The 21,063-nt window shown below is 41.9% G+C and carries 21 protein-coding genes; 9 read left to right on the top strand and 12 right to left on the bottom strand.

Annotation, left to right across the window (positions count from 1 at the left end; all coding sequences use genetic code 11):
• Window positions 1-187 precede the first annotated feature (187 nt).
• Window positions 188-658 (bottom strand): hypothetical protein, encoded by a 471-nt coding sequence (locus L4C32_RS15210; protein WP_428197772.1) that lies wholly within the window; start codon window positions 656-658, stop codon window positions 188-190.
• A 510-nt stretch (window positions 659-1,168) separates the two neighbouring features.
• Here L4C32_RS15210 and L4C32_RS15215 point away from each other — a divergent pair.
• Entirely contained in the window at window positions 1,169-2,173 is a 1,005-nt protein-coding gene (locus L4C32_RS15215) for a hypothetical protein (RefSeq protein ID WP_428197745.1), read from the top strand.
• A 33-nt stretch (window positions 2,174-2,206) separates the two neighbouring features.
• Here L4C32_RS15215 and L4C32_RS15220 read toward each other — a convergent pair whose 3' ends face one another.
• From L4C32_RS15220 to L4C32_RS15235, 4 genes are all read right to left on the bottom strand, one after another.
• Entirely contained in the window at window positions 2,207-3,661 is a 1,455-nt protein-coding gene (locus L4C32_RS15220; RefSeq protein WP_428197746.1) for a hypothetical protein, read from the bottom strand.
• A 194-nt stretch (window positions 3,662-3,855) separates the two neighbouring features.
• On the bottom strand, window positions 3,856-4,029 hold the full coding sequence (locus L4C32_RS15225; RefSeq protein ID WP_428197747.1) for a XapX domain-containing protein: 174 nt from the start codon (window positions 4,027-4,029) through the stop codon (window positions 3,856-3,858).
• Window positions 4,030-4,038: 9 nt separating this feature from the next.
• Entirely contained in the window at window positions 4,039-5,196 is a 1,158-nt protein-coding gene (gene add / locus L4C32_RS15230) for an adenosine deaminase (protein WP_428197748.1), read from the bottom strand.
• Window positions 5,197-5,254: 58 nt separating this feature from the next.
• Window positions 5,255-6,523 carry a NupC/NupG family nucleoside CNT transporter gene (locus tag L4C32_RS15235; RefSeq protein WP_428197749.1) on the bottom strand — a complete coding sequence of 423 codons (1,269 nt, stop codon included), beginning with the start codon at window positions 6,521-6,523 and terminating at the stop codon, window positions 5,255-5,257.
• 289 nt (window positions 6,524-6,812) lie between these two features.
• On the opposite strand from L4C32_RS15235, the gene deoD reads away from it, so the two are divergent.
• From deoD to L4C32_RS15255, 4 genes are all read left to right on the top strand, one after another.
• Window positions 6,813-7,520: a purine-nucleoside phosphorylase gene (deoD, locus tag L4C32_RS15240; RefSeq protein ID WP_428197750.1), complete on the top strand. Its 708-nt coding sequence runs from the start codon at window positions 6,813-6,815 to the stop codon at window positions 7,518-7,520.
• A 22-nt stretch (window positions 7,521-7,542) separates the two neighbouring features.
• On the top strand, window positions 7,543-8,640 hold the full coding sequence (gene mtnA / locus L4C32_RS15245) for an S-methyl-5-thioribose-1-phosphate isomerase (protein ID WP_428197751.1): 1,098 nt from the start codon (window positions 7,543-7,545) through the stop codon (window positions 8,638-8,640).
• 107 nt (window positions 8,641-8,747) lie between these two features.
• Entirely contained in the window at window positions 8,748-9,398 is a 651-nt protein-coding gene (locus tag L4C32_RS15250) for an L-fuculose-phosphate aldolase (protein WP_428197752.1), read from the top strand.
• Window positions 9,399-9,609: 211 nt separating this feature from the next.
• Window positions 9,610-11,214, top strand: coding sequence for an ABC-F family ATPase (locus L4C32_RS15255; protein ID WP_428197753.1), 1,605 nt, complete (start codon window positions 9,610-9,612; stop codon window positions 11,212-11,214).
• A gap of 29 nt (window positions 11,215-11,243) precedes the next feature.
• Here L4C32_RS15255 and L4C32_RS15260 read toward each other — a convergent pair whose 3' ends face one another.
• From L4C32_RS15260 to L4C32_RS15290, 7 genes are all read right to left on the bottom strand, one after another.
• Complete coding sequence (locus tag L4C32_RS15260) at window positions 11,244-11,552, bottom strand: putative signal transducing protein (RefSeq protein WP_428197754.1); 309 nt, start codon at window positions 11,550-11,552, stop codon at window positions 11,244-11,246.
• A 92-nt stretch (window positions 11,553-11,644) separates the two neighbouring features.
• Window positions 11,645-12,052: a SufE family protein gene (locus tag L4C32_RS15265; protein WP_428197755.1), complete on the bottom strand. Its 408-nt coding sequence runs from the start codon at window positions 12,050-12,052 to the stop codon at window positions 11,645-11,647.
• Between the two features lie 3 nt (window positions 12,053-12,055).
• A complete protein-coding gene (locus tag L4C32_RS15270) occupies window positions 12,056-13,273 on the bottom strand; it encodes a SufS family cysteine desulfurase (protein ID WP_428197756.1) in 1,218 nt (405 codons plus the stop codon).
• Window positions 13,270-14,475, bottom strand: a complete 1,206-nt coding sequence (gene sufD, locus L4C32_RS15275; RefSeq protein WP_428197757.1) for a Fe-S cluster assembly protein SufD — start codon at window positions 14,473-14,475, stop codon at window positions 13,270-13,272. The genes L4C32_RS15270 and sufD overlap by 4 nt, the downstream gene beginning before the upstream one ends.
• The gene (gene sufC / locus L4C32_RS15280; RefSeq protein ID WP_428197758.1) at window positions 14,459-15,196 is read right to left on the bottom strand and encodes a Fe-S cluster assembly ATPase SufC; all 738 of its coding nucleotides are present in this window, start codon (window positions 15,194-15,196) and stop codon (window positions 14,459-14,461) included. The genes sufD and sufC overlap by 17 nt, the downstream gene beginning before the upstream one ends.
• Before the next feature lie 6 nt (window positions 15,197-15,202).
• Window positions 15,203-16,666, bottom strand: a complete 1,464-nt coding sequence (gene sufB, locus L4C32_RS15285) for a Fe-S cluster assembly protein SufB (protein WP_428197759.1) — start codon at window positions 16,664-16,666, stop codon at window positions 15,203-15,205.
• A 3-nt stretch (window positions 16,667-16,669) separates the two neighbouring features.
• A complete protein-coding gene (locus L4C32_RS15290; protein ID WP_428197760.1) occupies window positions 16,670-17,038 on the bottom strand; it encodes an iron-sulfur cluster assembly accessory protein in 369 nt (122 codons plus the stop codon).
• A gap of 213 nt (window positions 17,039-17,251) precedes the next feature.
• On the opposite strand from L4C32_RS15290, the gene nrdH reads away from it, so the two are divergent.
• Genes nrdH through nrdF form a run of 4 tightly spaced genes read left to right on the top strand, consistent with a single transcriptional unit; the run spans window position 17,252 to window position 21,013 of the window.
• Window positions 17,252-17,479 (top strand): glutaredoxin-like protein NrdH, encoded by a 228-nt coding sequence (gene nrdH, locus L4C32_RS15295; RefSeq protein ID WP_428197761.1) that lies wholly within the window; start codon window positions 17,252-17,254, stop codon window positions 17,477-17,479.
• A complete protein-coding gene (nrdI, locus tag L4C32_RS15300) occupies window positions 17,467-17,868 on the top strand; it encodes a class Ib ribonucleoside-diphosphate reductase assembly flavoprotein NrdI (RefSeq protein WP_428197762.1) in 402 nt (133 codons plus the stop codon). The genes nrdH and nrdI overlap by 13 nt, the downstream gene beginning before the upstream one ends.
• On the top strand, window positions 17,865-20,027 hold the full coding sequence (gene nrdE / locus L4C32_RS15305; protein WP_428197763.1) for a class 1b ribonucleoside-diphosphate reductase subunit alpha: 2,163 nt from the start codon (window positions 17,865-17,867) through the stop codon (window positions 20,025-20,027). The genes nrdI and nrdE overlap by 4 nt, the downstream gene beginning before the upstream one ends.
• 11 nt (window positions 20,028-20,038) lie before the next feature.
• Complete coding sequence (gene nrdF / locus L4C32_RS15310) at window positions 20,039-21,013, top strand: class 1b ribonucleoside-diphosphate reductase subunit beta (protein WP_428197764.1); 975 nt, start codon at window positions 20,039-20,041, stop codon at window positions 21,011-21,013.
• The last annotated feature ends 50 nt before the right edge of the window (window positions 21,014-21,063 follow it).

A 21,063-nucleotide genomic window follows, 5' to 3' on the forward strand; every position in this document is an offset into this window, starting at 1 on the left:
ATCTTATGAGGGGAATCATAAAGGAATGACACAAACACAAATCAGACACCCATCACAAAGTCAAAATGAGATTGTGACGCAGATCTATCTTTAGCGGAATCATAACGAGATCATTAAAAATAAAAATTGATATGCAACCAGATTGAATATTGGCTAAAGGACGGGTTTAAAGAGACTTGAAACCGTGTTATTGACCGTAATCGGTGAGTATTTTCTTCAATAAGCTATTTACGTCTTTGGTCTTTTTATTTCTTTTGGTTAACTGCTCTAATGATGTGGGTGCTGTCGATTCCGTTTTTCTACTCTCAATATCTTCTGATTTATCTTTCATCTTTTGAACCGCCGGCAACAGCATACGAATCTCTTCGTTTCTTTCATCTTTTAATACAACAATGTTTTCAGATTCAACCTGAACAATGGTTAACCAGCCATGTTTTATTGACTCAACTTTCTCACCAACCATTATTGATTCTGGCGGTACCGTTCTATCTGGCACAATACCACTTCTTAACTTTGCGGCACTAATTGAACGAATGTTTCCAGTATTTTCAAATGCAACGATTACAGTGTGACAATTATAATATTCTATAATTGTCACATAAYCATGTTTATTTGTTTTAAATCTAGCTCCGTTCTTCATATCAATTGGAGCTTCCATTTTTTTCACTATTTTTCTCTCTTATATCTCACAAAAAAAAATAAACGATAAAATTATCAATTTCGTTCATAACCAATATAATGAGAACTATTTATAATCATTAATACTGTTAACCAAGCCATCAACGTGAGAGTTTCTCATCTTAATGGGGAGTTTAAAACGCAATTAAATGCCAGATAAAGTATAGCAAACTCGAAGTGCTACTCTCAAAAAAATATGCAGGATAGATCCAAGCCATACTGATTTTTAGCATGATTGATAATATCCTGCATGAAGAAAAGTAGGCTTAACAAACACCTGCAATCCCCCTATCACACTCGTCAAAAACCGTTACCCTTATGAGTTGTTATAATAAAGGCGCACGCCAACTACAGGTCATCTATAATTATTTTACATAACAGACGCTTCTTTCACTGCTTTTTTAATTAATAACATGTCATCAATCACATTTTTAGCAGCGTCCAAGACTCAAAATCACTGCATTCACAATGATAAGAATGAGGGATCACAATGAAACTTAAATTAATTAGAACCGCCATTATTATAGCTCTATTTCCTTTGTCATCACACGCAGCAGAGATGACTACAGAAAAAGCAGTAGACGCACTTAACCTTAATGAGTTAGCACTGACTTACAGCCAAGAAAAGATCGTTAAAGCAACAGGCATCAGTGACGCTAAACAAGCAGATGCTTTATTGATTGATATGGGCGTGATTACGGCAAAAGAATTAGACCAAAAGGAAGCGCTTTCTAGCAAACTTAGTGCCTTTGTGACTGATCAAAACGATCAATCTGAACGTTATATCGGTAATGTTTCCGACACAAACCTCGTAGAACGTGTTGTAAAAACCTGGAATGATTCAAGTGTCATCGAGGATAACAAAACATTAAATCTACTAAACAGCTTCATCGATAACGGGTATACCACAGGTTATAACGTTATTGATACTCAAGATGACTCTAACTTCAACCCCGATTTAATGATCCGTTACGGCCATAACAATATCCAACATGCGGTTCAGCTGCTTTATTTGATGAAGAGTGAAAGCTTTAACCCTAAGGTACAGCTTACGCCAAAATCGTCAGCCTTTTTATACCTTCCGGAATGGGGTGAGCCAAACTACCCAGTGATGACCCTTGAAAGTGGTAAAATGGTCTCAGTGGTTAAAGAGTACAACTTAGATTTTGAATTCCAAACAGCAGAGCGTAAAAAGAGCTTTATGGACTTAATCAACCAGTACGCGAAAAAAGACAGTGCTGAAGAGAAAGGGTTAATTTTTGAGTCATGGTGGCAGCCGTTCTACCGTTCATATACCGAGATGGCTGACTACAAAGTATTGACTGAAAACCGTGTGGTGATGGGTGATTATCAAGCTGATCTAATGTCTCTACCAGAAACAGCAGAGAAACAAGAAGAGCAAGTTCGCTCGATGGCTGATAACTACGATGTTGTGCCAACAAAAGTATGGGTAAACCCATCATTTTACCGCTACATGCTCGGTGAGTTTAAATAAGATTATGTTTAGGGCTTTGACTGTGTCCAAGCCCTAAGTTAATTCGAAACCATTGAGCAGTTCGCCTAGAGTAACTGGACGGTCAAAGAAACCCAGTAATTGTGCGGGTGTTTTTCCATTTCGGTGCGGCCAACAGAAATTATAGTAACCGGTAAAGACATGCAACCAGTCATTAAACGATTGCTCATTGAGTGTCGTCCCTAAGCCCAGGAAGAACTCTGTTGCGGCGGCAAGGTAATGCTGAACCCCATCTAAACTCGCATCTTGTAACAATGTTTGCCACTGCTCTACCGACAAATCTCGACCTTTGATATGACAAGCGGCTTTGGTTTTATCCTCCCCAGAAAGAAAACCCCACTTATCCTTCCACCAGCCTACATGTCGGATATTGAGTCTTTGCTCATTAAACCACTCCATCTTTTGCCCACTTTCTCTAAAGTAGAAAAGATGGTCCTCTGAACGAATCAAATCTTGCAGAGAAGCATTCATGAACGCATTCCTCAGCATGGTATCTTGCTCAACAAAGTAGTAACGATGAGATTTGTACTGCAATTTATTTCTCAGCACTAATGCATGTGCAAAACTGGCTAAATACGGCTGAGATAACACACCTTTATAGGAGTGCGACACCGCTCGACCATTACTTGTCGGATCTAAATAGTTCTTTCTTGCCATAATGACTTCATACTGAGCGGTAATATCCATCATCAAATCACCTTGTTCAATATCGTCAATAGAGCGTTTAGTCGATGTTTTAGCGTCCACATTAAGCAAGCACTCAGGTGCCATATCTGAGGTGATATTAGTATCAAACCCTAGGATGTATCCACTTGCTGCATGGGCTGTAGCAACCAGCATCGCGCCCTGCTGATCACCCAAAAACTGATAACTGGTAGACAAATTACAAGCTTCAATTTTTTGATAAAATGCCTCTTCTTTGACATGTGCAATGTATTTTAGTCTATCCACCATACTCCGCTGTAATTTGTAAAATGCTTTAGCCGTGATATTCAGTTTTTGACAGATATTACGAACGCCGAATGAGTACATCATGCCATAGAAAATCGCGTTTTGTGCTTCACTTTGCGGATTCAAACAGGTGAGCTGATCGGTAAACACCGTTTTGCACGACCGGCATTGGTAGCGCTGCTTCAATGAGTTGGTTTTTCCAAATGCTCGATAGTGTTCTGGATAAGCATGAACAGCCAGAGCATGAGATGGACATTCACCTTTTGGACACGAAATCAGAGACAAAGCGTGGTATTTTTTTTGATGCTCTATTGTTTGGAATATAGAACGATTATTAATAATCTGCGGATAAGCACCACATTTAGGACAGTAGTAAATATTCAGTGATTTGGTGTTATATACCGCTTGGTACAACGCCGGATCACTCAGACCAAAATTCTCGCACCCCGTTGAGACACAGTAATTAACTTGTATTCCATTGTAAGGTTTAGGGAAAACCATTGTAATATCCTTATTCATTGATTCTCCTTATCTTTTATATATTTACTTATTGAAAAAGTATTATGAACAACTTAACTATGTTCAACAAGTGATGAGCGGTTAAATTGACTCATACAATCAAAAAAGGAATACCCACATAAGTAAGTATTCCCTAATTTATTGATTTTTCATGAACCTAAAACAGCGCCACTCTAAATTTGTCGCATACTTGCTCAAGAAAAAAACATCGTCACACATTTAGTGTAAATGACCGAGCCTAAATAGACACCCACAATTCCAATAACACCCGACAGGACAGGTGGCGCAGGAATTGGCAGCTTCACTGCAGTAAAAACAACACCGACTAACAAGCCAGATAATGCCGCTAATAAAACTTCATTTAACATGGTGGGTTCCTATACCGATGGGTCGAACTGAAGTCGAGTGACCAAGCGCTGTTGTAGAGCCCCTGGTGATAAGGTTGCACACAGCCCTCGTAGCTCATTCCAATCTTGCTCACTAAATTGCTGATACACTCGCTCAATCAGTGCTTGTTTAAGGTCACTCTCTACAAATGCCGCTTCAAGCGCACACAGAGTCACATCCAATAGTTCCACTCTTGAGAATGCAAATTGGGTTGCTGCTATTTGATATTCCTTTTCAATATCAGTGCCGAACAGACCCGCATCATCAGTATTAATAGAGAGCCGTACTCCCTTCTCATACAATTTACGTAACGGGTGGTTATCAAGAGATTGATTCAATTCAGCAACCAATATTCGATTGCTCGTTGGTGCCACTTCTAAGGTGATATTATCGCGAATAAGTTGAGCAATTAATGCCTCATCTTTAATCGCAGCAATACCATGGCCGATGCGTTTTGCACCATACTTTATGGCTTGGTGAATGCTTTCAGGCCCGCAGATTTCACCGGCATGATACGATTTATCCAATGGGATTTTACCGACTAATTCATGCACATAACTAAAGTCAGAGAACTCACCTGCCATCTCATTACCCGCAATATTAAAACCAGTAATCATGGCTCTAGGTTGTTGCTGGATAAAGTCGACACTTAGATTCAGGTGCTCGTGGCTCAAATGACGAACTCCACAGGCCTGCAAGCGAGTTTCCGTACCATATTGAACTTTTACTTCTGCGATAGCACGTTCGATGGCATCCATAATTTGGTGATATTTAGTGCTGTCTAGTTCACCCGTCCCATCTGGTTCCTCGGTATAACACAGATGAAATGCTGACGTGATAATTTCACAATAAACCAGCCCTTTCTCAGCATTACGTAACAAGTAATCTTTGACAACCAAATAGTAATCATCAGGGTCACGAACTAAGGCTGCAACCGTGTCATAGGTGGCTACAAAGGCACCAAAATCGGATTCATCGTAATTGTAGCGTCCGTTTGGAAACTCATTTCGATCATACTCCCCTTCTTGATATAAAAAGTGGTCAGGTAATATCGCATTGTGTTTTTGAGCGAGTATCAGAGCCATTTCTGGTGTTACTGAACCTTCAATATGCTCATGAAGAATCACTTTCGGAAGTTGTGTATTCATATTTTTATCTCTAATTTATTTCGCAATAAGGGTACGGTTTTTATCAAGAGTCATTGAGTTAACTTAGGCCAAAAAACAGACCTGCTATCGTCGCTCCCATTAGATTAGACAATATGCCCGCAATCAGTGCTTTAAAGCCAAGTGAAGCGATCTCTGAACGACGTTCAGGAAGCATTCCACCAATACCACCAATGGCGATGGCAACCGTACCGAAGTTAGCAAATCCGCACAGAGCAAATGAGACAATAACTTGAGTGCGTTCTGACATTGGTAAGCCCGTTGCATTAACCAGAAGGTCACCACTTAAATAGGGGGCTAAATTTATATAAGCGAAGAATTCGTTGATTACGATTTTTTGACCTATAAATGAACCCGCTAGTGTCGCTTCATTCCATGGAACTCCCATTAACCACGCGACAGGAGAAAACAAATAACCCAATATCAGCTGAAGACTAAGTTCATCAAAACCAAACCAACCTCCTACACCACCGAGCATTCCGTTCAATAGTGCAACCAAACCGACAAACGCCAATAACATACCACCGACTTCAATCGCCAATTTAACACCGTTAGAAGCGCCCGTTGCCGCCGCGTCAATAATGTTGGCCGTTTGATTTTTTTCCAGCTCTTTTGAGTCGAGCTCAATCACTGTATCCGTTTCAGGAATCAGCATCTTCGCAAACATTAGACCACCTGGAGCGGCCATAAATGACGCAGCCAGAAGATACTCCATCCTCACGCCAAGTTGCGCATAACTGGCTAACATAGTGCCAGCAATCGATGCTAAACCACCACACATGACGGCAAACAACTCTGAACGGGTCATTTTAGGCATATAAGGTTTAATAAGAAGAGGGGCTTCTGTCACACCTAAAAATACGTTTGCCGCCGCAGACATTGATTCCGCTTTACTGGTTTTAAGAAGTCTTTGTAACGCACCCCCTATCCATTTCACGATGAATTGCATAATGCCGATGTGATAAAGGACCGCTGATAATGATGAAAAGAAAACGATAATTGGCAGCACTTTAAATGCAATGACAAAACCGCCACTACCAAATAGCTCATACATTTTATCGCTGACCAGCCCACCAAATAAGAAGCTAATACCATCATTGCTGTAGCCGATCACAGCAGAGACTCCATTGGCCATCGTCAAAATAATACTTTGTCCAAACGAGGAGTATAAAATGAGGCCGCCAAGGGTGAGTTGAATTGCAAATGCAAACCCAATGGTTCTTAAATTAATCGCCTTTTTATTCTCAGACAACAAATAAGCAACACCAAAAAGGGCGATAATTCCTATAATACTGATTACTGATTCCATAATTTTTTACCCATTAATAATATTCATACCAAAACACTTTCTCATAACTTGCCTGCCCAATTACGTGATGAACTGCTCATTTCTTCCCCCATTAATCAATCGATCATGACTGGTTCTCAATTCAAAATCAACACCCCTAAATAACGGATGATAAAATAGAAAATCAACTCATTTAGGTAACCGATACAGTGAGTGATTCAGTTCCATTTTAAGATGTGACCTATATCACTAAATAAGTCAGCCCAAAATTTAAAAATGGAGAAAACAACATACTTAAGGTGAACATAATATGGCGGTAGCAATTAAAGCCAACCCAAATGATTTTGCAGAAACAATCATCATGCCTGGTGATCCTCTTCGAGCAAAATACATAGCAGAAACTTATTTAACAGACGCTGTTGAAGTCAATAATGTACGTAATATGCTTGGTTATACCGGGATGTACAAAGGTAAACGTTTATCCGTTATGGCTCATGGTATGGGTATCCCTTCCATCTCTATGTACGCCTATGAATTGATCAAAGACTTTGGCGTAAAAAACTTAATCCGCATCGGTTCTTGTGGTTCAGTCAGTGATGATATCCAACTGATGGACGTAGTGATCGCAATGGGTGCCAGCACTGACTCTAAAGCGAACCGTGAGCGCTTCAAAGGTCACGACTTTGCTGCTATTGCTGACTACCACCTACTCGAAACTGCCGTTAACACTGCACGCAAACAACAACTCAATGTAAAAGTGGGTAATTTATTCACCTGTGACCTGTTCTATGGCCCGGATCCTGATATTTTTCAGGTACTAGAGAAATACGGCATTATTGGTGTGGATATGGAAGTTGCGGGGCTTTACTCGGTGGCAGCCGAACTTGGTGCAAAAGCCTTAGGAATTCTAACCACCACCGATCACATTAAAAATGGTGGCATGCTAACCATTGAAGAGCGAGAACTGTCGCTTCACCAAATGATTGAACTCGCACTCGACACCGCAATCGAGCTATAACCCCACTGATTAGGTAAATATTATGAAAATTGACGGCAAACATTATCGCTCTATTTGGCAAACAACGGATGGCAACAGCATCCACATTTTCAATCAAGAAAAACTCCCGTACGAGTTTGAAATTCTGACCATCTCTTCCATGGAGCAAGCGGCTGAAGCCATTGTCTCAATGAAAGTACGTGGCGCGCCATTAATAGGCTGTGTGGCTGCATACGGTATGGCTTTCGCAATGTCTGTTGATAGCAGTGATGACTCAATTGAATCGGCTTATCAAACGTTAGTTAACACTCGCCCTACCGCAATCAATTTGCAATGGGCATTGAATCGAATCTGCCAACGCTTGCGCCAAACTTCCCAACAAGATCGTCAACACGTCGCATATGAAGAGTCTGCCATCATCTGTGATGAAGATGCTGAAATTAACCACAGCATTGGCTTAAATGGGTTAGAGATCATTCGTAAAATCGCCGCCACAAAAGCACCGGGAGAAACCGTCAATATTCTCACCCACTGCAATGCAGGCTGGCTTGCAACCGTCGATTGGGGAACCGCATTAGCACCGATGTACTTAGCACATGATGAGGGTATCAAGATACACGTCTGGGTTGATGAGACTCGCCCCCGTAACCAAGGTGCACTGACCTCATTTGAATTGGGTGGTCACGGGGTTCCTCATACTTTAATTGCTGACAATGTCGGTGGCCACCTGATGCAGCATGGCGAAGTGGATATGGTGATTGTAGGCACTGACCGTGTTACTGCTCGTGGTGATGTGTGTAATAAAATTGGCACCTACCTAAAAGCGCTTGCTGCACATGCTAATAACGTGCCTTTCTATGTCGCATTGCCCTCTCCAACTATCGACCCAACGGTGTGGGATGGCGTAAAAGAGATCCCTATTGAACAGCGCAGTGGCAAAGAGCAATCTCATGTGCAAGGCATTGATGCCAGTGGTCACCGTAGCTTTGTTAACACGGCACCGGAAGGTACAGAGTGTGGTAACTACGCATTCGACGTAACACCAGCGGAACTCATAACAGGTTTAATTACAGAAAAAGGAGTTTGTGAAGCCAACAACGACGCTTTAAAGGCCATGTTTGCAGACATCATGAACAAATAACTCTTCGTTCTATTTCTCTTAATGTGTTGATAGGCAATGTGGTCTATCAACACGATTCAAATCCACTGAACGATCATAATAGAAAAAATTTGCTATAGGAATGCATTATGTTGCTTGAAAAAGAGAGAATCGAGATTGTTGAAACGTGCAAAAAACTGGTCAATCATAACCTCACCGTTGGCACTGGCGGCAATGTTTCGATATATAACAGAGAGCAAAATTTGATCGCCATCAGTCCAAGTGGTGTCGATTATTTTGCCGCCAAACCTGAAGATGTTGTGATTATGGATATGGAGGGAAATTGTATTGATTCAATTCGCAAACCTTCAAGTGAATGGGGCATGCATAAAATATTCTATGACCGTCGTGATGATATCAATGCAGTGGTTCATACCCACTCGACTTATTGCACTGCGATTGCAACGTTACGACAATCACTGCCCGCTTCAAATTATCTGGTCGCTTTTTCTGGTTATGACGTTCGTTGCGCCGAATATCAAACTTTCGGTACGCAAGAGCTGGCTGAATCTGCTTATGAGTCAATGAAAGATCGTAGAGCGGTATTGTTGGCTAACCATGGCTTATTGACAGGATCAGGTACTTTGGATGCCGCTTTTCACATTGCAGAGGAGATTGAACATTGTGCCAAGATACATTGCATCGCATCAAGTTTTGGTCAACCGGTCGTTCTTGATCGAGATGAGATGACACTGATGCAAGAAAAATTTAAAACCTATGGTCAACCTCCAAAAAGATAGACCACCCCATATACAACAATGCTTGGATTGGGTTTTACCTCAATCCGGCCCTTTTCCTTCTTAAATCTCCTTCTGTGACTTAGCTCTCACATCTGTTCTTTCTGCAATAAGTCTGTATAATTCGCCGCCTATATAATACGCACTTTTGCTTCTGTTGATTTGGCTTCTCTGAACCCTTGATAAGCCAAACTAAATACCTAGGAATATTTCTTTGATTTCAACCGCGAACATCACCATGCAATTTGGCGCTGAGCCTTTATTTGAAAACATTTCAGCTAAGTTCGGCCACGGTAACCGTTACGGTTTGATCGGAGCCAATGGATGTGGCAAATCAACATTCATGAAGATTCTTAGTGGCGAACTGACACCAAGCTCTGGCAACATCTCAATCACCCCAGGACATAAGCTTGGTGTGCTTAGTCAGGATCAGTTCGCGTTTGAACAATATAACGTTATCGATGTTGTGATCATGGGTGACCGTAAGCTCTGGGAAATCAAAAAAGAGCGTGACCGTATCTACTCACTACCTGAAATGAGTGAAGAGGATGGCATGCTGGTTGCTGAACTGGAAAGCGAATTCGCTGAAATGGATGGTTACACCGCAGAGAGCCGTGCGGGTGATATTTTGATTCAAGCTGGTATCGAAGAGGAACTTCACTTCGGTCTAATGCAACAGGTTGCTCCAGGTTGGAAGTTGCGTGTGTTACTGGCACAAGCCCTGTTTGCTAACCCAGAAATCCTGTTGTTAGATGAGCCAACCAACAACTTGGATATTCATACTATCAACTGGCTTGCTGAAGAGTTGAATCAACGTAAATGTACCATGATCATCATCTCTCACGATCGCCACTTCTTGAATTCTGTCTGTACCCACATGGCTGATATCGATTACGGTGAGCTGCGCATCTATCCTGGTAACTATGAATATTTCCTTGAAGCTTCAGGTCTGATCCGTGAGCAACTTCTCGCAGGCAACGCAAAAAAAGCCGCTGAGATTAGCGAGTTACAAGATTTCGTTAACCGCTTTGGTGCTAACGCCTCGAAAGCGAAGCAAGCAAGCTCTCGAGCTAAAAAGATGGATAAAATCAAACTCGACGATGTGAAATCAACCAGTCGCATGAGCCCTTCCATCAACTTTGGTGAAGGCAAAAAATTACACCGCCAAGCCCTTGAGTTAGAGAATCTAGGGCACGGATTTGACGGTGAGATGCTGTTCGAAAAAGGCAATCTACTACTAGAAGCCGGTACTCGATTAGCAGTCATTGGCGAAAATGGCGTAGGAAAAACCACCTTTCTACGCTGCTTAGTTAAAGAGATAGAGCAAAATCACGGAACGGTTAAGTGGTCTGAAAATGCCTCTGTGGGTTACTGCCCGCAAGACAGCACGGCCGATTTCGACAACGATTTAACTATTTTCGATTGGATTTCACAGTGGCGTACCACCAAGCATGATGACTTAATGGTGCGTGGCATTTTAGGCCGCTTATTGTTCACTGCAGATGATGCCAATAAGAAAGCAAAGAACTGTTCTGGTGGAGAGAAAAACCGCTTACTGTTTGGTAAATTAATGATGCAAGATATCAATGTTCTGGTTATGGATGAACCCACTAACCACATGGATATGGAAGCCATTGAAGCTCTGAATGACGCGCTTAAATGTTATGAAGGCACCTTGATCTTTGTTAGCCATGACCGTGAATTTGTCTCTTCTCTTGCAACCTCGATCATTGACGTAAAAGAGAAAAAGCTAGTGAACTTCCAAGGCACATACGATGAATATCTGTCGCACCAGAGAAAATTGTTTGTAGCGGTATAGAAGCCTCGCTTAAAAGGTCCTGCCGAGACTTAATTATTCTCGGCAGTACTGCACTTCCAGCACACTTCAAATGAAACATCATTCTTCTCTGCACATTGCTGACAGACCCAATCAGGTTCGTTCGTACGTTTTTGTGATAATGTGACCACTTCCATCGCACGGTCAAGGTCTACATCGTTAACAATCCAAACCTCCGGCCAGCAATCAAACGCCGATATTTCCCCTACTCCTCCCTGCGCATACTCATTTTTAATAAATACATCGATGCCATCAGTTTCAATGATGTTTTTTACATTATTAACAAAAAAGCTATTCTCGTTGCTATAAACCATCTTCATAAATGCATTCCATACTGATTAGTAATAGGTAATCAGATTATTGTAAACCAAATATTGCCATAATCTAATCGATTAGCACTGGAATAGCATCTCTATTCATCACTCATTAATTGTATTTGCTTTACGATTTCCGCAATACCGATGGCGCGAGTTGGCGTTAAATGCTGCTCAAGCTCTAATTGTTCAAACCAATATTTAAGGTCAAATTCCAGTACTTGTTCACTGCTTTTTTTGTCATAAGCAATGACGATTAACGCTAATAAACCGTTAACTATCACCGAATCACTGCATGCCATTAGCTCAATAACATTCTCATTTTTGTTTAGTACGACCCAAACACGGCTCTGACAACCGTGAAGCCGATGAATATCTATTTGCTCACTCTCTGATAAGGTACAGAAACGCTCACCTAGCTCAATTAAATACAGATATTTTTCCTCCCAATCCACACAACATCGAAAGTTTAGGGTGACTTTTTCTGGCGTCATTGTTGATATCATGACTTATCCTAATAATTTTWTAATGTGATTCAGACGGTTGACCAATACATCCACATCTTGACTGTCACTATACAAACCAAACGATGCTCGGCACACCGCCGTTTGTTCTAACCTGGCTAACAACGGCATCGCGCAGTGATGACCCGTGCGAATAGCCACACTGTAACGGTCTAAAAAGCTGCCTACATCGTAAGCGTGATGAACACCTACATTGAATGAAATTAGACCAACACGTTTGTTGCTGTTTCCATATACATTAAGTGAACTTATGTTTTGTAGCTTTTCTTCCGCATACAACATCAACTCCTCTTCATATTGAGTGATGGTATCAATACCTATCTGTTTTATGTATTTAATGGCTTCACCTAAACCTAAAACACCCGCAATATTTGGCGTGCCAGCTTCAAACCTCCATGGTGCAGCTTGATAGCTCGTTCCCATCGGTAATTGAACGTGATCGATCATGGCTCCTCCTCCTTCCCAAGGTGGTAGCAACTCCGCCCATTTTTTAGCCATATAAAGCACGCCAATCCCGGTCGGCCCGTAAAGTTTATGACCCGAGAATGTATAAAAATCACACCCTATATCCGACACATTTACGGCTTGATGCATTATCCCTTGAGCGCCATCGATCAAAATTGCAGCACCATATTGATGCGAAATGCTGGTCGCTTTTTTAATGGGGTTAATACAACCTAGAACATTAGAGACATGAGTAAGTGCTACCAATTTGGTTCGCGAGCTAAGTATGGCTTGCAGGTCATCGAGTAACAGTTCGCCATCCGAGGTCATTGTCCATACTTTAATGGTTAAGCCCAACCTCTCAGATAAAAGCTGCCAAGGAACAATATTGGCATGATGCTCCATATCCGTAATGATAATTTCATCGCCTGGCTGAGAAAATGTCGGTAAGAATGTGTTAGCGACTAAATTAATCGCTTCTGTTGTGCCTTTGGTAAATACAATGTGTTCACGGGATTTCGCTTGAATGAAATCAGCCACATCCTGACGAGTTTGTTCCATATTATCCGTCGCTTGCGAACTCAGTCGATGAACACCACGATGAACCGTTGCATACTCATTAAGATAAAAGCGCTGCATACGCTCAATAACGGGAGTCGGTGTTTGAGCGGTTGCCGCACTATCAAGGTAGATATAAGGCGATTCATCTTGAATATTATTGATGATGGGGAAATCACTGCGCCAAGGACTTTTAATCATTTTACGCTCTCCAATCTTTGTTCAATCCGTAGTAATACGTAGTGGCGCACATTGTCGATTGATACTTGATCACCCACTTGAGCGGCAAAGGCTTTCATAATGATCTGTTGTGCCAACGGCTTAGAAATCCCGCGAGCTTGTAGGTAAAATACCTGTTCTGGGTCTATCTGACCGATTGTTGCACCATGACTGCACTTCACATCATCGGCATAGATCTCAAGTTTGGGGTTGGTGTTTACCTGTGCTTTGTCACCAAGCAACAGATTATGATTGTTCATCTGCCCATCCGTTTTTTGCGCAACTTGATTGACGTAAATCATGCCATCAAACACGGCCAAACTGTCACCTTGGGCCACAATTTTATGCAGTTGTTCGCTTTGGCAGTGCGATGCACCATGGTGTAGGAAGGTGCGAGTATCGAAACACTCTCCAGACATGGGTAACACTAAGCTGTTTATACTCACCTCACTCGCTGGATGACAAAGCTCGCCACTTAATTGATGACTTATAAAGCGACCCGATAACAAGAACGAGCTGCTTTTTGCATTTGCATCGCGCCCAATAATCATGTCGTTATGCGCTAAGTGTTCCTGGTTTCTACCCTCTTCAATTAACTTTACATGCTCAAATTGAGCACCATCACCGATGTCTATCGACAGACGTGATAGCGTCAAACCGTTCGCATCCATGAGTGATATATGATGCTCAACCAGTTGACATGACGACTGTTCATTCACTTTGATATGATGACGAACAGATGCCACTTCACCAGCATTTCCATCATTAAAATGTAGAAGATAGATGGGCTTGTCGAGTTGTAACTTAGCGGGTACGTTTATCCATAAACCACTTTTCGCTATCGAATCTACTAACTCTGCAATAGCATTCAAAGGGGAAATTTCGTTATGCCACTGTTCAAAGCGCAAAACATCAACACCTTCAATAGAGTCTGAAAGGTGTGAATGAAACTCCCCATTAATGAATATGAGCCGATAGCCCTCATTGCTCCACAACACGTCGATCATCTTTGCAAACACGCTCTCTTTCCAATCCTTACTCTTCTGAAAACCATCACTCTTTCTTGTTGGCAGAGTAAACGGTCCTCTATAATGACCATGAGCTTGCATCCACTTAGAGTATTGAGTCGACGTTTGTAACTGCGAAAATACCGCAGTTATTTCATGCTCAAGAGATCCATCCATAGCCTTTCTCCTCGAGCTCTTTCACTAATGTGTCATCACCTGATTTTACGATCTTGCCATCAACCATAACGTGTACGAAATCGGGTTTGATGTAGTCAAGAATACGTTGGTAGTGTGTGACCACAATAAAGGAGCGCTGCCCATCACGCAGGGCATTGACCCCTTCAGACACCGCTTTTAGTGCATCGATATCCAAACCCGAGTCCGTTTCATCCAAAATGCATAAATTGGGCTCTAACACGGCCATTTGCAAAATGTCGTTACGTTTCTTCTCTCCTCCAGAAAAACCTTCATTCACAGAACGATCCAAAAGGTGTAGCGGCATTTTGAGCAGTTGCGCTTTTTCTTTTAGTAGATGTTCAAAATCAAAGCGATCCAGCTCTGGTCGCTGTTGATATTGTCGAATACTATTTAATGACGTTCGTAAGAACAGACGGTTGCTGACACCTGGAATCTCCACTGGATATTGAAAAGCCAAAAAGACACCTTCTCCCGCCCGATCATTTGCATCCAGTTCAACTAGGTTTTTAGTGCCGAACACTATTGTTCCCTTCGTTACTTCATAGGCATCATTCCCTGCAAGGGTCGAAGATAGGGTACTTTTACCAGAGCCATTTGGCCCCATAATGGCATGTACTTCACCGGGAAGAATGGTCAAATTAATGCCCTTGAGGATGTCATTATCCTCAGTACTAACGTGTAAATTTTTAATCTCTAACATAATGAGTTAACCCACACTGTGTTCAAGGCTGATAGAAAGAAGCTTTTGTGCATCCACCGCAAATTCGAGTGGCAATTCAGATAACACATCCTTACAGAATCCATTCACTATCATTGAGATAGCGTCATCTTCACTGATACCGCGCTGGACACAATAAAATAACTGGTCTTCACCAATACGAGAGGTAGTGGCTTCGTGCTCTATTTGAGCGCTTGGGTTGCGAACATCAACGGTGGGAAAAGTATGAGCACCACTCTGATCCCCAATGAGCATGGAGTCACACTGAGTAAAATTGCGTGCACCATAAGCCCCTGGTAACACTTTCACTAATCCACGATAACTGTTTTCACTTTTTCCTGCTGAAATACCTTTTGCGATAATAGTCGATTTGGTATGTCTACCGATGTGAATCATTTTGGTTCCTGTATCTGCTCGCTGCGAACCATTGGTGAGCGCTACCGAGAAAAACTCACCGACGGAATGGTCACCTTTTAGAATAACGCTTGGGTATTTCCAAGTAATTGCCGAGCCGGTTTCAGATTGCGTCCACGACATTTTGCTGTTTGCACCCTCACAAATCGCACGTTTAGTCACAAAATTTAAAATGCCGCCTTCCGATCCCTCTTCGCCGGAGAACCAATTTTGTACTGTGGAATATTTCACTTCGGCATCTTGATGAATAATCACTTCGACCACCGCAGCATGGAGCTGATAAGTGTCTCGAACTGGCGCTGAACAGCCTTCGATATAACTTACATAAGCGCCTTTATCTGCGATCAAGATAGTGCGCTCGAACTGCCCCGTTTTAGCTTGATTAATGCGAAAATACGTCGACAGCTCACGCGGGCAACGCACACCAGGAGGAATGTATATAAACGTACCATCAGAGGCGACCGCAGCATTAAGCGCAGCGAAAAAGTTATCTTCAATAGAGACCACCGAGCCTAAATAGCGCTGCACTAACTCAGGATATTCTTGAATCGCATCACTAAACGAACAAAATATAATGCCCTGCTCTTTCAGTTGCTGATGATACGTCGTGGCGACTGACACAGAATCAAATATGGCATCGACCGCGATATTAGAACCTTCTCGTACAGGGACGCCTAATTGCTCAAACGCATCCGCCACTTCTTCAGTTAAGAACGCGTTAGTCGCGTCGCTTTTCTCTTCAGTGTCACAAGAGTCGCAACTTGGCGCAGAATAGTAACTGTAATCTTGATAATCGAGTGCTGGGTATTCCGCTTTTAACCAGTGAGGTTCTTCCATCGTTTGCCACTGTTCAAAAGCGGATAAACGAAACGCTAGCATCCATTCTGGTTCGTTACGCCGCGCTGATATCGCACGAACCACATCTTCATTTATGCCTTTTTCAAGCGTGTCATTCTTGATGTCGGTATAAAAACCTTCTTTGTAGTTTGTTTGGTTTATCACCTGCTTAATGTCAGCCTGAATGTCGGGTTTACTCATCGGTTAAACTCCAAAACTTTCACCGCAACCACATTCGTTTTTAACGTTAGGATTGTTATAAATAAAAGATTGATTTAATCCCTGACGCACAAAATCAATTTCAGTTCCGTCAATTATTGGCATCGCACTTAATGTGACGAAGAAAGCACAACCATTAGACTCAAACTTTACATCATCAAATTGTGGCACTTCAGATTGCTCAATCACATAGGCATACCCAGTACAACCCGATGCCTTAATTGAAAAACGAACGATCATATCTGACTTTGATAACTCAACAATCCTTTTTGCTGCACAAGGGGTTGTGGTTACTCCAGACCAACTCTGATCTTGAATATTAAACTCTTCTACCCCTTTTCTGTCACTTACCATGCTTTATACCTCTTAGGTATTAACCGAGAATCAAATGATAACGCTTATCAATAACAATTCAACCATATTAAATATATGCCTAATAAAAAATCGCATCGAATAAGGATGTTCCGCCCATTTTTACATCATGTAGTTATTTTTTTACTTGCAAGCACAACATATAGATAGCAATATGATAATGATTATCATTTAATTTCACTATTAAGGATCGTTATGGACATCATCGTTTACTCAAAACCCAACTGCGTACAGTGTGAAGCCACCAAAAAACTTCTCGATACAAAGGGGATCACCTATCAAGTTATCGACTTACATCGTGATGAGATGGCACTACAAAAAGTCGTAGCTCTCGGATACCGAGAAGTGCCTGTTGTCGTGACAAGCTCCTCGCATTGGTCTGGTTTTCGCCCTGGAATGATTAATCAATTATGTCTCAATTAATCTACTTTTCTAGCCAGTCTGGTAACACTCAGCGCTTTATCGAAAAGCTCAACTTACCCGCAACACGCTTACCCATTAACGAGGAAGCATCCGTTCCCCATATTACGCAAAAGTTCGTTTTAATCAGTCCGACTTACGCAGATGGATACGGGCGAGGCGCAGTACCACAAAGTGTGATTCGCCTGTTAAATCGTCAAGAAAATAGGTCATGTTTACAGGGTGTGATTGCTACGGGTAATCGCAACTTTGGTCAACTTTTTGCTAATGCCGGTGATGTGATAGCAAAAAAATGTCAGGTTCCAGTGCTCTATCGATTTGAGCTCGCGGGAACCGATCTCGATGTATTACGAGTTCGTGAAGGGCTCAAACAGTTTTGGTTATCCTTATGACAAATAACATAACGACAAATTCAACGCCTAGAAATACTGAGTTTTCAAACGATCTCGATTATTACGCGCTCAACGCCATGTTGAACATATTAGACACTGAAGGCCATATTCAGTTTGATGCGGATAGAGAATCAGTTCGACAATACCTGTTACAGCACATCCATCAAAACACGCGACATTTTCAAAACTTACGCCAAAAAATCGATTACCTCACCACTGAAAATTACTATGAAATAGATGTATTACACCAATATTCATGGCGTTTTATACAATCTATTTGGCTAGCTGCTTTTGAGTTTGACTATCGATTTGACACCTTTATGGGCGCGTATAAGTTCTACACCTCTTACGCATTGAAAACTCGTGACGGAAAGCAGTATTTAGAGAGCTTAGAAGACCGCGTCATAATGACCGCACTACTGCTCGCTCAAGGTGATGAGTTACTCGCCATGCAGTTAGTGGAAGAGATAATCAGTGGCCGTTTTCAACCTGCAACGCCAACGTTTCTTAATGCAGGAAAATGCAGCCGAGGCGAGTTAATCTCCTGCTTTTTGCTTCGTATTGAAGACAACATGGAAAGCATTGGACGCGCGATTAACTCATCTCTTCAATTATCGCGTAAAGGAGGGGGCGTAGCCCTAACACTTTCAAACCTTCGAGAACAAGGCGCGCCAATTAAAGGGATAGAAAACCAATCTTCAGGGGTGATACCCGTGATGAAATTGCTTGAAGACAGCTTTTCATACGCCAACCAACTTGGGGCTCGCCAAGGTGCTGGCGCGGTTTATTTGCATGCGCATCATCCAGACATTCTGAGTTTTCTTGATACAAAGCGTGAAAATGCGGATGAGAAAATCAGGATTAAAACCCTAAGCTTAGGGGTGGTTATTCCTGATATCACTTTCGAACTCGCCAAAACCGATGAAGAGATGCATTTATTCTCACCTTACGACGTTGAAAGGGTTTATGGGCAACCATTTTCAGAGCTTTCTATCAGCGATTTGTATGATGAAATGGTCGCCGACGACCGCATAAAAAAATCGCAGATAAATGCTCGTCAATTCTTCCAAACACTGGCAGAAGTTCAATTTGAGTCTGGCTACCCTTACATCATGTTTGAAGATACCGTCAATAAGTCAAACCCCATTGATGGTCGAATTTCCATGTCGAATCTGTGTTCAGAAATCCTACAGGTGAATGACGCGTCGACTTATAGGGATGACTTAAGTTACAAACATGTGGGCTCAGATATCTCATGCAATCTCGGATCGCTCAATATCGCCAAAGTCTTGGATGGTCGTAATATCGCTCAATCGGTTGAAATGGCGGTTCGTGCATTAAATTCCGTCTCAGAAATGAGTGTTATTGACAGTGTTCCATCAGTAAAAAAAGGCAACGAAAACAGTCATGCCATCGGTTTAGGTCAAATGAATCTTCATGGGTTTCTTGCTCGAGAGCACATTCATTATGGCAGCCCAGAAGCATTGGATTTTACCAATGTCTATTTCGCCACCGTACTTTATCACTGCCTAAAAACATCCAACCAACTCGCAATAGAAAAGAAGGCCACATTCACTGGATTCGCGCAATCTACGTACGCAAGCGGTCAATTTTTTGATAAGTACTTACGCGACGACTTTGTTGCTAAAACGCAGTGCATAAAGAAGCTTTTGACTAGGTTCGGGTTCACTGAGCCAACTAAAAGAGAGTGGCATACGCTGAAACAATCAATCATAGAACATGGTTTGTATAATCGAAATTTACAAGCAGTTCCTCCTACAGGCTCCATCAGTTACATCAACAATTCAACGGCTTCCATACACCCTATAACATCAAAAATAGAGATCAGGAAAGAGGGGAAAATTGGACGGATTTACTACCCTGCTCCCTATCTAACTAACGATAATCTTGAGTTCTATCGTGATGCTTATGAGATTGGCGCCACCGCCATTATCGATACTTATGCTGTTGCGACTCAACATGTGGACCAAGGTCTTTCTCTCACTCTATTTTTCCCAGACACCACCACCACGCGAGACATCAATAAAATGCAAATTTATGCGTGGAAAAAAGGCATTAAAACACTCTATTACATCCGTTTACGTCAAAACGCTTTGGAAGGTACACACATTGAAGGTTGTGTCTCTTGTAGCCTATAAGGAAAATCATAATGAATGCTCAAATAACGTCCCCGATTGCTCGGGCGATTAACTGGAATCACCTTGAAGATGAAAAAGACCTTGAGATCTGGAATCGACTGACGGTTAACTTTTGGTTGCCTGAAAAAATCCCACTCTCCAATGACATTCCAAGTTGGAACCAGTTGAGTGACCAACAACAGCAGTTAACCATTCGCATATTCACGGGATTAACTCTGCTCGATACCATACAGAACACTGTCGGTGCTCCAGCCCTAATACCTGATGCGTTAACGCTCCATGAAGAAGCCGTGCTCACCAACATCGCTTTTATGGAAGCGGTGCATGCACGCAGTTACTCCTCTGTTTTTTCCACACTATGCACGACACCTCAAATCAACGATGCTTTTCGTTGGTCGGAGGAAAACGTGCACTTACAACGAAAAGCAGAGCTGATCTTGCAAGAATATGATGCAAAAAATGACCCTCTTAAAAAGAAAGTTGCCAGCGTTTTATTAGAAAGCTTTTTGTTCTATTCCGGGTTTTATTTGCCTATGTATTGGTCTAGCCGAGCCAAGTTAACCAATACCGCCGATCTAATCCGTTTGATCATTCGCGATGAAGCGATACATGGTTACTACATCGGTTATAAATTTCAGGTTAAATACCAAACACTCTCTTCTGAAGAGCAGATGGTGTTAAAAGATTACGCATTTTCTCTGCTTTTTGAACTGTATACCGTTGAGTGTGATTACACAGAAGCGCTCTATGGCCCTGTTGGTTTAGTTGATGATGTAAAACAGTTTTTGCATTACAACGCCAATAAAGCACTCATGAACTTAGGGTTTGAGCCTCTGTTTAGTGATGAAGATTGCCAAGTAAACCCCGTTATTATGTCGGCTTTATCACCTAATGCGGACGAGAACCACGATTTTTTCTCAGGTTCAGGTTCGTCGTATTTTATTGGACAAACAGTAGCAACTGAAGATCAAGATTGGGATTTTTGAACGCCTACTTGATAATTATCAAGGGTATCAACAGACACAATAAATTAAAA

Source organism: Aliivibrio kagoshimensis, assembly GCF_050337105.1.
In the GTDB taxonomy this organism is placed as follows: domain Bacteria; phylum Pseudomonadota; class Gammaproteobacteria; order Enterobacterales; family Vibrionaceae; genus Aliivibrio_A; species Aliivibrio_A kagoshimensis.